The following is an 11,551-nucleotide window of genomic DNA, read 5'->3' on the forward strand; positions in this document are numbered from 1 at the left end:
CATGTGCATTCGGCCATGTGCATTCGGCCCCGGTCCTGCGCTGATCGTCGAGGGCTGTTCGCATCAGGCAGAAGGCAGGTGCTTTCCCAGGATGTCGAGCTGCACCTTGAGCCCATCGGCATCCACCTCGCAGTCGGCATAGAGCCTGTTCAGCTCATCCGGGATCCCCGCGGCGTCCTCCCGCAGGGCGCGCCCCGTCTCGGTCAGGGCGATGAGCGCCCTGCGCTCATCGGCGTCGTCCCGGGTGCGCGTGACGTAGCCACTTCGCTCGAGACGTCTCAGCAGAGGTGTCAGGGTGCCGCTGTCCAAGCCCAGTTCGTCACCGATCCGCTTCACCCCGATCCCCTCGTCGCACTGCCACAGGACGAGCATCACCAGGTACTGCGGGTAGGTGAGTCCCAGTCCCTTCAGCAGGGGGCGGTAGGCACGGATGACTGCCCGGCTGGCCCGGTAGAGCGAGAAGCAGAGCTGGTTGTCGAGTTCGAGCTCGGGATGAGTCGGCATGGGAGGAGCCTAGCAAAAGATTGCTCTCAATCTAATTGACAACAATTTAATTGTGTGCAATCGTTATTGCGTCGGGCGGGAGCACGATCCCGCAGAGCAGAAGACTGGAAGGTACGGATCACCATGACAGAGCAGAACACGAACGAGATCATCGCCACCCTCAATGAACTCCTGGGCGTCTACTGGGCGGCTTCGGCCCAGCATCAGGCGCACGTGAAACTCCTGAGCTCCTGGGGTCTGGTCGGTCTGAGTGCAGACATGAAGGCCCGCACCGAGGACGAACCCGAGACCATTTCGGAGTTGTCCGACCGTCTGCTCGACCTGGGCGGCAGGCCCGACATCGTCTTCCCGGAGGTGCACATCGGGACCACTCTGCGTGAGGTCTTGGACAACGACATGGAACTGCAGCGCAATGCGAGCGAGGCGCTCAACGAGATCGCCGAACGGATGGGGCGAGCCCATGACGCCACGACCCGTCGTCTCATCGAGCAGATCCTCTCCGACGAGGAACAGCACCTGTACTGGCTCCAGAGCGAGATCGAGCTGCTGGAGAAGCTGGGCGAACAGCTCTACACGGCGGCTCGCCTCAACCCCGCCGCGAACTGAGGCGACGGGCACGACGACCGAACATCCACTCATCCCACAGGAAGGAACACATCATGACTCCCCTCTACACCACCGAAGCGCTGAGCACCGGCGCGGGGCGCAACGGCCACGTGCGTACCACGGACGGCAGTGTCGACCTTGACATGGCCGCACCGAAGGAACTCGGCGGTAACGGTGCTGGGGCCAATCCGGAGCAGCTCTTCGCCTCCGGCTACGCGGCGTGCTTCCACTCGGCCCTGCTCGGCGTCGCCCGGAGCAGAAAGATCGACGTCACCGACTCGAGTGTCGGAGCCCGGGTCTCGATCGGCAAACAGGGCGATGGCTACGGTCTCGAGGTGACTCTCGAGGTCATCCTCCCCGGTGTCGAGCATCGGCTCGCCACCGAACTGGCCGAGGCAGCACACCAGGTGTGCCCGTACTCGAACGCCACGCGCGGGAACATCCCGGTGACTGTCGTCGTCAGCGACGACTGAGCACTGCGAGAACCCGTGGTCAGCAGTCATCCACTGATCCACTGCTCCTGTGTTGAGGATCGATCATCGTTCTTAAGTAATTCATCCTCTTAACAGCTGTGGGAACTGTGGGAAACCAGCGTCCGCGCTGGTCAGGGCCGCTTGGTTCTGGGGATGAGCTGTTGAGGAACGGTGACCGGCCGACCACCGGGCAGTGGATTTCTCCGACCCATGGGGATGGCTCTGCACAGTGGATCCACTGAACCACCGAGTTGTCCACAGGACCATCACCAGTTGGGTGGAGGCGTCTCTGGGGATCCGCGGGGCCATGAGCCGGTGACGACGAGCGGCCGGCACCCATTGCAGGGTGCCGGCCGCTGCGCGTCGTCGGGTCGGGGGTTCGTCGCGGTCAGCCGCGGGCAGCGGCCTGCTTGATCTTGTTGGTGAGTTCGGACACCTGGTTGAACACGCTGCGCTGCTTGCGCATGAGCTCGCGGATCTTGCGGTCTGCGTGCATGACGGTGGTGTGGTCCTTGCCACCGAATTCCTGGCCGATCTTCGGCAGCGACAGATCGGTCAGTTCGCGGCACAGGTACATGGCGATCTGCCTGGCCAGGACGAGCGGCTGCGTCCGGCTCGAACTCGACAGGGCATCGACCGAGACGTCGAAGTACTTGGCGGTCTCGGCGATGATGAGCTGGGCGCTCACCTCGGCGTCGGCCCCGTCGGGGATGAGATCGGCGAGGACGCGGTCGGCCAGGTCGAGGGTGACCGGCTCCTTGTTGAGCGAGGCGAAGGCGGTCACTCGGATCAGTGCACCCTCGAGTTCGCGGATGTTCGTCTGGATGCGTGAACCGATGAACTCGAGCACATCAGTCGGCATGAGCAGCTGCTCGGCGGCCGCCTTGCGTTGCAGGATCGCGATCCGAGTCTCCAGGTCCGGGGGCTGGATGTCGGTGATGAGCCCCCACTCGAAGCGGCTGCGCAGCCGGGACTCGAGTTGCTCGAGTGCCTTCGGCGGTCGGTCGGAGGTGAGCACGATCTGCTTCTGGGCGTTGTGCAGGGCGTTGAAGGTGTAGAAGAACTCCTCCTGGGTCTGCGTCTTGCCCTCGAGGAACTGGATGTCGTCGATGAGCAGGACGTCGACGTCGTCCCGGTACTTGCGCCGGAACTCGACCGTGCGGTTCTCCCCCACCGCGTTGATGAACTCGTTCGTCATCTCCTCGGTGGAGACGTACTTGACACGGACGTTCTCGTAGTAGTCGAGGACGTAATGACCCAGCGCGTGCAGCAGGTGCGTCTTGCCAAGCCCCGACTCGCCGTAGATCATGAGCGGGTTGTACGCCTTGCCCGGGGCTTCGGCGACCGCCACCGCGGCGGCATGCGCGAAACGATTCGAATCACCGATGACGAAGTTGTCGAAGGTGTACCGCGGATTCAGGCTCTCGTCGGAAACGTTCTGCTCCTGGGGGGTCGTCGTCCGGGTGCTCTCACCGCGCAGCAGGGGCTGGGCACCCTTGCGCGGGATGAAACGGACGGGAGCCTCCTCCGTGTCGCCGGCCTCGTCGTCGTGATCCGGGGCACGCAGGTCCAGCTCCAGGTCGGGCTCGATCGTGATCGCCAGGTGCATCGAGCGTCGGTAGTAGTCGCTGAGTGCTTCCTCGAGGGCACCTCGCATCTTCGTCTCGATGCGCTCGCGGGTGAAGTCGTTGGGTACGGCGACCATCATGGTCGACTCGTGGACGGTCAGCGGTTTCGTGTTGCGCAGGAAGGCGCCTCCACTGGCCCCGCACTCGGTGAGGACGTGCGCCCACGCCAGGTTGAAATCGGGCTCACTGCGAGTCCCGCCAGACTCGACCGCCACACCGTCTCCCTCCGAGCACCTGTCCGCTCCGTTCACCACTGAGGTGCTGCGCGTGCCGGAAAGTGCCTGCTCTTCACGTCGAATAACTGTTGTACACCTGTTCACAAAATTATCCACAGGCATGGGAACATGTGGACAACCTGGGCCCACACGTCAGGAGTGCCCCGCCGTGAGCTGTTGCAGCGACGTCGGCAACGCTAGCGGCGATGGCCTCATCTCGCAACACGGCACTACCGAATCTACGCCCTGCCCGGCGTGTCGGCTGGACTGGGGTCCCTGAATGACAGCCTGGTAATTCCCCGCCCGGGTGCTGCTTTTGTGGATACGCCTGCCGCGGCCTAAACTTGACAGGCCGCTGACGTCAGCGGACGCCGTCGTCGGTTCATCAACTGGTTCCGGGTGGCCGGAACCGGGCGGCGAGCCGATGCCGGCGATGCGAATCGCCCTTCACCGACACAGTAGGGAGCCTTCCCGTGAGCAAGCGCACGTACCAGCCCAGCAATCGCCGTCGGGCCCGTACCCACGGCTTCCGCGCCCGCATGCGGACACGCGCCGGCCGTGCCATCCTTTCGGCCCGTCGCCGCAAGGGCCGTACCGAACTGTCCGCCTGAGTCGTGTTGCCCGCCCAGGCGCGGCTTCGACGGTCCGAGGACTTCAAGGCCACCGTTCGTCACGGCGTTCGAGTTGGCCGTCCGACGATCGTCGTCCATGCCGGCCTCGCCGATCACGTTGCCCACGGTGATGACGTGGTTTCGGCGCAGGTCGGTTTCGTCGTGTCCAGGAAGGTCGGCAACGCCGTCACGCGCAACCGGGTGAAACGGCGGCTTCGTCACATGGCAGCAGCCCAGCTCAGGCAGGGGGTGCGCCCCGATCTGCGCGTCGTCGTTCGTGCGTTGCCCGCATCGGCCACCCAGCCCGGTCGTCTCGCCGGCGATTTCCGCTCCGCGTGGTGCAAGAGTGTCGAACGACTGGAGGCCGGGGCGTGAAACATCTGCTCATCGTGTTCGTGAAGGGCTGGCGGACCGTTATCTCTCCCCTGTACGGCGAGGTGTGCAAGTACTACCCGACATGCTCGGCATATGGGCTCGAAGCACTTCGGCTGCATGGCGCGGTCAAGGGCAGCTGGCTCATCGTGCGGCGCCTGGTGCGCTGCCACCCATGGTCCATGGGCGGGATCGACCCCGTACCCGGATCCCCGCTCGAGTCCCGGCTCCGCGCCGAGGCAGACAACGACATCAGGGGCATCCGCCCCGACGAGCACTCTCCGGTGAACGAGAACGATGAGTGCATCTCGATGAGGTGAATGTGGTGAACCTTCTCATGACAGTGATGTCCCTGGGTGACATCGGCTCGGCCATCATGCAGCCCCTGTACTGGGCGGTGAGCGGCATCATCGTCGCGGCCCACTGGTTGTTCTCGCAGTTCATGAACCCGGACGCCGGTCTCACCTGGCTGCTCTCCATCGTGCTGCTGACCTGCGTCATCCGGCTGCTCATGATGCCGCTTTACGCCAAGCAGTTGAACTCCTCGCGGGCCATGCAGTCGCTCCAACCCAGGCTCGAGGCCCTGCAGAAGAAGTACGGTGCCGACCGTGAGCGCCTCGGCCAGGAGACGATGAAGCTTTACAAGGAGGAGGGCGTCAACCCGATGTCCTCCTGCCTACCCCTGCTTATCCAGCTCCCCATCTTCTGGGCGTTGTTCCGGGTGCTCAACTCCGCCTCGCGGGGCACGGACGTCAAGGGCTACTGGCTGAGCCGAGATGCCGGCCTTGTCGACTCGCTGAGCAGCGCGCACATCTTCGGCGCAAAACTGTCGGGCACCTTCTGGCCGCTCAGTGGCGGTTTCGGGGCGACGCAGGTCTTCGCGATGGTCCTGGTCGTCGCGATGACCTCGCTCATGTTCTTCCAGCAGCTGCACATGCTCAAGCGCAACATGCCCCCCAGCGCGCAGACCGGGCCGATGGCTCAGCAGCAGAAGATGATGCTGTACCTGTTCCCGCTCATGTTCCTGTTCAGCGGTTTCGCGATGCCGATCGGCGTACTGCTCTACTGGCTCACGACGAACATCTGGACGATGGCCCAGCAGTACATCATCATCCGCAACTACCCCACGCCCGGCACTCCCGCCTACATCGAGTGGGAGGATCGCATGCGTGCCAAGGGCCGCGACCCGAAGCAGATCGAACGCACCCGTGCCGACCGCGCCCGCAAGAAGCCGCGCACCGCCGGGCCGACCGAGGCCGTCAAGACCGATGACAGCGGACGTGCCGTCGTCAACCGGCAGGGCACCTCACGGCAGACCACCCGGCAGACGACGGCCCGCGGCGGTGGACAGCGGCAGGTCGTCCGACGCCAGCCGGTGCGGACGACCAAGTCCCAGCGCAAGAAGTAGACCCATGCCCGGTCAGGCGCGAGCCGCGCCCGGCCGGCCGACGAACCATCCGTCCACGGATGGTCGAGGACCACCCTGCACGAGGAGATCGCATGAGCGAGAGCACTGAGTACGAGGACGAGAACCAGCCCGCTGATGTCGCCGAGGCTGCTGCCGCCGAGAACACCGACGCCGAGCCGGCGCCGAGTCCGAAGACGGAGGCTCTTGAGGAACAACTGGTCACCGAGGGCGACATCGCCGCTGACTACCTCGAGGAGCTGCTCGACATCGCCGACATGGACGGCGACATCGACACCTACACCGAGGGTGACCGAGCCCATGTCTCCGTCGTCACCGATGACGTGACCCTCGTCGGAACCAATGGCGAGGTGCTCGAGGCATTGCAGGAGCTGTGCCGCCTGGCCGTCATGACCGAGACCGGTCATCGAAGCCGTCTCATGCTCGACATCGCCGGGCACCGCGCCAAGCGCCGCAAGGAACTTCAGCTCCTGGCCCAGGAGGCGATCAACGAGGTGAACCAGTCCGGAGAACCAGTTCACCTCGCGCCGATGAATCCCTTCGAACGCAAGATCGTTCACGATGCCGTTGCCGCCGCTGGACTGTACAGCGAATCGGAGGGAGTAGAGCCACAGCGTTGCGTCGTCATCCAGCGTCCAGTCTGAGAGCACTGGCCCTGCTCGCAGTACCGATGGTTCGTCACGATGACCGGCCGGCTCATCATGCTGAGCAGCGGACATCCCACTGATGGCGGGCCCGCCTGGTGTGGATGGATCGCATTTATCGGTGAGCGCCACGGTTGAGCTTTTGCGTGCTCAAGCAGCCTGGCGTCAGTGTGCTCGCCGTCTCGTGGCACCAGCGACAGGCACGGTACGTACCCATGACAGTCTATTCAGGATTCAATTAATTCTGTGAGAGCGATTCTGACGCGAGTGATGTCGGATGCCGATCGCCGTGATGTGTTCGTGACCGATCAGTGGTTCGCTCTGGTGCAGTATGAAGGAGCGCGCGATCGCCGGTTACAGGAGGGACGACGTGGTGCAGAACGATGACGTGGTGAATGACGAGGGCGATGGCGACGCAGCGCTCGCCCTGGCTGAGGAGCAGGCCCGAGCCCAGGCCAGAGAGCTGTTCGACGACTTCTCGGTGATAAATAACTATGTCGACAAATTGATCACTGATGGTGTCACTCGTGGCCTGCTCGGTCCGAAGGAACCCTCACGGATCTGGTCCCGCCACATTCTCAACTGTGCTGCCCTGGGCGAGCTGCTCCCCTTCGGCGCTGATCTGATCGACGTGGGAAGTGGTGCCGGGTTGCCAGGCATCGTCCTCGCCATCGCCCGACCCGATCTGCACGTCACACTGCTCGAGCCGATGCTGCGCAGGTGGACCTTTCTTGGCCGGGTCGTCGATCAACTCGATCTTGCCGATCGCGTCAATGTTGTCCGTGGTCGTGCCGAGGACTGCCCTGACAGTTACGAGGTCGTCACGGCTCGTGCTGTTGCTCGCCTGCCCAAGCTCCTCAGCTGGACCATTCCGCTGTTCTACCCCGATGGACAACTTCTCGCCCTCAAGGGTGATTCGGCGATGGACGAGGTCGCCGAGGCCGCACAGCTGCTTGAGGCATCGGATCTGTCCGCCGAGGTCGTGCAGGTACGGGCTCATCCCGGTGCCGAGATGACGAATGTCGTGCGAGTCACCCGGTCCTGACCCGGTCACCCACCACCCCGATCGCCCGGTGCGACTCATCTGGTCGCCATCGCCCCTCCTGTACGCACCGGCTGGTACCGGACCAACGAACCCCACTGCTCGTTGCCCCTGCCGTCTCATGATGTGCCGTGCCATGTGCCGGTTGCTGCCGAGTCGGGTCACCTGGGGGAAGAACCAGCCAGCTAGGATGGAACCCGTTGTTGTCGTCGGGATGTTGGACGGTGCTCCGTGACGGATTTGCCTTCGGGTTGGCCACGTACCAAACGGCGTCTGTGGACGCGCCCGCTGGGCTATCCCAGCAGCTCGGTGCTACTGGAGCGTCGTCGGCTTCATGTTTCACGTGAAACGGTGCAGTCCGTAGCAGATCAGGAAGTCCCACCTGCTCCCGCTGTCGGGGTGCTCATCACCGAGCAACCGGCTCCCCTGGTGACGACGAACGCGAGTGTCGACGAATCGACCGGGGACCGTGGTGCGGATCTTCCCAGTGAGCCGGGGAACGAGATCCCCGGTGAGCATGGCAACGCGGTTCCGAACGAGATCGCTCCGACCTCATCGGCTGACACGGCGACGCCACGGGACGCAGCGCGACCGATGAGGGTGGCGGATGTTTCACGTGAAACGAGAAGGAAGGCCTCGCAACTGCCTCGTCCGGTGACAACACGACGGATCGTCGTGGCCAACCAGAAAGGCGGGGTCGGCAAGACGACGACGACGGTCAATCTCGCCGTGGCGCTCGCCCAAGGTGGCCTCAGGGTGCTCGTCATCGATGTCGACCCACAGGGCAACGCCTCGACCGCACTCGGTGTACTCCACAGCGAGGGCACGCCGAGCACCTACGAAGTCCTGTTGGATGACATGAGGCTTGAGGACGCCGTTGTCCCATCACCCGAGGCAGACAATCTCTTCGTTCTCCCGGCGACCATCGACCTGGCCGGCGCTGAGCTGGAGCTCGTCTCGAAGGTCGCGCGCGAGCAGAAACTACTCAGGGCGGTGCGCGAGTACCTGACTGGGCACGATGTCGACTACGTCTTCTTCGACTGTCCGCCGTCGCTGGGTTTGTTGACCGTGAACGCTCTCGTCGCGGCGACGGACATCCTCATCCCGATCCAGTGCGAGTACTATGCGCTCGAAGGTGTGACGCAGCTCATGCGCACCATCGGCCTTGTTGGTGGCGAACTCAACCCCGATTTGCGGCTGTGGGCCGTCCTCCTCACGATGTTCGACGGCAGGACGAAACTCTCGGCTCAGGTTGCCGAGGAGGTGCGCAACCACTTCGGACAGGAGACCCTGGAAACGGTCATCCCGCGTTCGGTTCGCATCAGTGAGGCGCCGAGTTACGGCCAGACAGTCATCACCTATGACGACCACTCGGTAGGCGCCGATGCCTACCGCACAGTTGCGGCGGAACTCGCCGCCCGAGCAGCCGAGGAGCAGTCATGAGCGCACGACAAGGCGGGCTGGGACGGGGGCTGGGTGAGCTCTTCCAGCGCACGGATCTTCCATCGACAGCACCAGCGGGCGGGCAGACCACCGGTGGTGAGCAGGATGCCGTTGCGGCAACGATGCCCGACGGTTCCTACTTCGCGGAGATCCCGGTCGGCTCGGTCAGGCCGAATCCGCGACAGCCGCGCCAGGTGTTCAGCGAGGAGGAACTCACTGAACTCAGTGAGTCGATCAAGGAAGTCGGCCTGCTGCAACCCATCGTCGTCCGCAGAAGCGGGGATGAGGGTTTCGAGCTGGTCATGGGCGAGCGTCGTCTGCGTGCTCATGAGCAGGCAGGTATCGAGCTGATCCCGGCGATCGTGCGCAACACCGACGATTCGACGATGCTCACCGACGCCCTGCTCGAGAACCTGCATCGTGTGCAGCTGAACCCCTTGGAGGAGGCTGCTGCCTATGAACAGCTGATGCGTGATTTCGACATCACTCAGGAACAGCTCTCGGTGCGCATCAAGAAGTCACGCCCGCACATCTCCAACACGATCCGTCTCCTCAGGCTACCGGCCACGGTTCAACGTCGTGTCGCGGCGGGCATCCTATCGGCCGGACATGCGCGGGCCCTGCTCGCCCTTGAGGATCCACTGTCTGTCGAGGAACTGGCCCAGCGCATCGTTGCCGAAGGACTCTCGGTGCGCGCGACCGAGGAGATCGTCACACTGGCCACCGGCCAGGGCGAGAAGAAGGCCGTCCGTACTCGCCGGGCCAGGACCCCGAACCCCAAGGCCGAGTCGATCGCCCACGATCTGGCCGATCGTTTCGACACCAGGGTCAAGGTGACCATTGGACGCTCGAAGGGCAGCATCACGATCGACTTCGCGGGCGAGGACGACCTCGAGCGCATCCTGGGGATTCTTGGGAACTGAACCAGCACGTCCCCTCATGACGAAGGCGCCCGGAGGCCTCCGGGCGCCTTGGCTATAAACCTATTTTTGGCTATAAACCTATTTGTCGATAAAACTAATCAACTCTCATAAACCGAGGGGCGACTCGCCTTCGTCGCGGCCATCGGTGCAAGTGAAGCCCGGCAGCGCAACCGGCTCGATGCTGCGTTCGGCCGCACCGGGGGCCACGGAAGGGTGCGCCGGCTCGCGCAGGCCGACCGCGGGAGCCGGCTGGTCCGCATCAGAGGAATTCTTCGAGCACCTTGAGCAGGCCGGACCGGTTCTTGGCGCCTTGGAACTGCTTGACGACCTGACCGTTCTGGTAGATCTGCACGGTTGGCAGGCCGAGAACACCCTGCTGGGTCGGCACGACGGTGTTCTCGTTGGTGTCCATCTTGACGAAATTGATCCGGTCGCCGTATTCCTCGCTGAGCTCATCGAGGATGGGGCTCATCCGTTTGCACGGGGCGCACCAGTCGGCCCAGAAGTCCACGAGGGTCGGTTTGTCCGAACCGAGGACGACGTCGTTGAAGGTGGCATCGGTGACGGCGGTCACATTGCTCATGGGAACTGCTTCCTCCTCTTTCCCTGATGTGGCGTGCAGGGTCAATCCTAGGCAGTGCTGCCTCTGGCAAGCCGTCAGTCACCCAGCGAGGCGATGTAGTGCTCGGCATCCAGGGCTGCCCGGCAACCGGTACCAGCCGCCGAGATCGCCTGCCGGTAGACGTGATCGACGAGGTCACCGCAGGCGAAGACACCGGGCAGGTTGGTCCGCGTCGAGGAACCGTCGACAAGGACGTATCCCGCGTCGTCGGTGGTCACCTGGTCCTTGAACAGTTCCGAGCGCGGTACCGAGCCGATGGCCTCGAACAGCCCCTCGACGGCCAGCTCGCGGGTGGAACCGTCCCTGGTGTCCTGCAACGTCAGGGATTCAAGCTTGCCGTCGCCGTGCATGTCGACGACGGTGGAGTTCCAGGCGAACTCGATCTTCGGGTTCTCCAAGGCGCGCCTGGCCATGATCTCCGAGCCGCGCAGCTGGTCGCGGCGGTGGATGAGGGTCACCTTGTCGGCGAAACGCGTGAGGAAGGTGGCCTCCTCCAGGGCGGAGTCCCCGCCGCCGACGACCGCGATCTGCTTGCCCCGGAAGAAGAAGCCATCGCACGTGGCGCACCAGCTCAGCCCCTTGCCGGCGTAGGTCTCCTCGGCGGGAATGCCCAGATGCCGGTAGCCGGAACCAGTGGCGAGGATGACGCTCCTACCCAGGTGGACGGTGCCCGCGCCGTCCTTGACGGTCTTCACGTCACCGGTGAGATCGACCTCCGTCGCGTCATCGGTGATGAACTCGGCGCCGAACCGCTCGGCCTGCCTGCGCAGGTTCTCCATGAGCTCCGGCCCCTGGATACCCTCGGGGAAACCGGGGAAGTTCTCGACCTCGGTCGTCGTCATGAGCGCACCGCCGGCGTCGAGGGAACCCTCCAGTACGAGTGGCGCGAGGCCCGCGCGTGCGGCATAGATGGCAGCGGTGTAGCCGGCAGGGCCGGAGCCGATGATGATGACGTTACGGGGCTGGTCGTTCATGGTTGCCTTTCTGGTCGGACTCTGCGGGGCAGGAGTCATCTGCATCACCTGAGCCTACGCGGGATCCG

Annotated in this window: 14 protein-coding genes; 10 read left to right on the forward strand and 4 right to left on the reverse strand. The window is 64.1% G+C overall.

Features of this window, described 5'->3' with window-relative positions; all coding sequences use genetic code 11:
* Positions 1–63: 63 nt before the first annotated feature.
* Positions 64–504: a MarR family winged helix-turn-helix transcriptional regulator gene (locus D9T14_RS08585; RefSeq protein ID WP_119161965.1), complete on the reverse strand. Its 441-nt coding sequence runs from the start codon at positions 502–504 to the stop codon at positions 64–66.
* A gap of 123 nt (positions 505–627) precedes the next feature.
* Here D9T14_RS08585 and D9T14_RS08590 point away from each other — a divergent pair, with 123 nt between their 5' ends.
* A complete protein-coding gene (locus tag D9T14_RS08590) occupies positions 628–1,110 on the forward strand; it encodes a ferritin-like domain-containing protein (RefSeq protein WP_119161964.1) in 483 nt (160 codons plus the stop codon).
* Positions 1,111–1,163: 53 nt separating this feature from the next.
* On the forward strand, positions 1,164–1,583 hold the full coding sequence (locus D9T14_RS08595) for an organic hydroperoxide resistance protein (protein WP_119161963.1): 420 nt from the start codon (positions 1,164–1,166) through the stop codon (positions 1,581–1,583).
* Positions 1,584–1,971: 388 nt separating this feature from the next.
* Here the strand turns inward: D9T14_RS08595 and dnaA are convergent, their stop codons facing one another.
* Positions 1,972–3,426: a chromosomal replication initiator protein DnaA gene (gene dnaA, locus D9T14_RS08600; RefSeq protein ID WP_232012413.1), complete on the reverse strand. Its 1,455-nt coding sequence runs from the start codon at positions 3,424–3,426 to the stop codon at positions 1,972–1,974.
* A gap of 473 nt (positions 3,427–3,899) precedes the next feature.
* Between dnaA and rpmH the strand changes: the two genes are divergently transcribed.
* The 8 genes from rpmH to D9T14_RS08645 all read left to right on the forward strand — a co-directional run bounded on the left by rpmH (position 3,900) and on the right by D9T14_RS08645 (position 9,887).
* Positions 3,900–4,037 (forward strand): 50S ribosomal protein L34, encoded by a 138-nt coding sequence (rpmH, locus tag D9T14_RS08605; protein WP_119161961.1) that lies wholly within the window; start codon positions 3,900–3,902, stop codon positions 4,035–4,037.
* Positions 4,038–4,040: 3 nt separating this feature from the next.
* On the forward strand, positions 4,041–4,412 hold the full coding sequence (gene rnpA / locus D9T14_RS08610; protein WP_119161960.1) for a ribonuclease P protein component: 372 nt from the start codon (positions 4,041–4,043) through the stop codon (positions 4,410–4,412).
* On the forward strand, positions 4,409–4,729 hold the full coding sequence (gene yidD, locus D9T14_RS08615) for a membrane protein insertion efficiency factor YidD (RefSeq protein WP_119161959.1): 321 nt from the start codon (positions 4,409–4,411) through the stop codon (positions 4,727–4,729). The genes rnpA and yidD overlap by 4 nt, the downstream gene beginning before the upstream one ends.
* Before the next feature lie 17 nt (positions 4,730–4,746).
* The gene (gene yidC / locus D9T14_RS08620) at positions 4,747–5,817 is read left to right on the forward strand and encodes a membrane protein insertase YidC (RefSeq protein ID WP_374955792.1); all 1,071 of its coding nucleotides are present in this window, start codon (positions 4,747–4,749) and stop codon (positions 5,815–5,817) included.
* Between the two features lie 92 nt (positions 5,818–5,909).
* On the forward strand, positions 5,910–6,479 hold the full coding sequence (locus tag D9T14_RS08625; RefSeq protein WP_119161957.1) for a Jag family protein: 570 nt from the start codon (positions 5,910–5,912) through the stop codon (positions 6,477–6,479).
* Positions 6,480–6,906: 427 nt separating this feature from the next.
* A complete protein-coding gene (gene rsmG / locus D9T14_RS08630) occupies positions 6,907–7,524 on the forward strand; it encodes a 16S rRNA (guanine(527)-N(7))-methyltransferase RsmG (protein WP_232012572.1) in 618 nt (205 codons plus the stop codon).
* A 591-nt stretch (positions 7,525–8,115) separates the two neighbouring features.
* On the forward strand, positions 8,116–8,964 hold the full coding sequence (locus tag D9T14_RS08640) for a ParA family protein (RefSeq protein ID WP_119161954.1): 849 nt from the start codon (positions 8,116–8,118) through the stop codon (positions 8,962–8,964).
* Positions 8,961–9,887 carry a ParB/RepB/Spo0J family partition protein gene (locus D9T14_RS08645; RefSeq protein ID WP_119161953.1) on the forward strand — a complete coding sequence of 309 codons (927 nt, stop codon included), beginning with the start codon at positions 8,961–8,963 and terminating at the stop codon, positions 9,885–9,887. Before D9T14_RS08640 ends, D9T14_RS08645 begins: the two co-directional genes overlap by 4 nt.
* 259 nt (positions 9,888–10,146) lie before the next feature.
* Here the strand turns inward: D9T14_RS08645 and trxA are convergent, their stop codons facing one another.
* Together trxA and trxB are read right to left on the reverse strand one after the other, a co-directional pair.
* Positions 10,147–10,470, reverse strand: coding sequence for a thioredoxin (trxA, locus tag D9T14_RS08650; RefSeq protein WP_119161952.1), 324 nt, complete (start codon positions 10,468–10,470; stop codon positions 10,147–10,149).
* A gap of 74 nt (positions 10,471–10,544) precedes the next feature.
* On the reverse strand, positions 10,545–11,528 hold the full coding sequence (trxB, locus tag D9T14_RS08655) for a thioredoxin-disulfide reductase (RefSeq protein WP_374955791.1): 984 nt from the start codon (positions 11,526–11,528) through the stop codon (positions 10,545–10,547).
* Positions 11,529–11,551 lie beyond the last annotated feature (23 nt).

Origin of the sequence: Propionibacterium australiense, assembly GCF_003666605.1 — a bacterium.
Lineage (GTDB): Bacteria > Actinomycetota > Actinomycetes > Propionibacteriales > Propionibacteriaceae > Propionibacterium > Propionibacterium australiense.

What these genes read in the sequence shown, in the direction of transcription:
- D9T14_RS08585 (WP_119161965.1), bottom strand. Translation starts at nt 504, where the DNA reads ATGCCGACTCATCCCGAGCTCGAACTCGACAACCAGCTCTGCTTCTCG.
- D9T14_RS08590 (WP_119161964.1), top strand. Translation starts at nt 628, where the DNA reads ATGACAGAGCAGAACACGAACGAGATCATCGCCACCCTCAATGAACTC.
- D9T14_RS08595 (WP_119161963.1), top strand. Translation starts at nt 1,164, where the DNA reads ATGACTCCCCTCTACACCACCGAAGCGCTGAGCACCGGCGCGGGGCGC.
- yidC (WP_374955792.1), top strand. Translation starts at nt 4,747, where the DNA reads ATGACAGTGATGTCCCTGGGTGACATCGGCTCGGCCATCATGCAGCCC.
- D9T14_RS08625 (WP_119161957.1), top strand. Translation starts at nt 5,910, where the DNA reads ATGAGCGAGAGCACTGAGTACGAGGACGAGAACCAGCCCGCTGATGTC.
- D9T14_RS08640 (WP_119161954.1), top strand. Translation starts at nt 8,116, where the DNA reads ATGAGGGTGGCGGATGTTTCACGTGAAACGAGAAGGAAGGCCTCGCAA.
- D9T14_RS08645 (WP_119161953.1), top strand. Translation starts at nt 8,961, where the DNA reads ATGAGCGCACGACAAGGCGGGCTGGGACGGGGGCTGGGTGAGCTCTTC.
- trxA (WP_119161952.1), bottom strand. Translation starts at nt 10,470, where the DNA reads ATGAGCAATGTGACCGCCGTCACCGATGCCACCTTCAACGACGTCGTC.
- trxB (WP_374955791.1), bottom strand. Translation starts at nt 11,528, where the DNA reads ATGCAGATGACTCCTGCCCCGCAGAGTCCGACCAGAAAGGCAACCATG.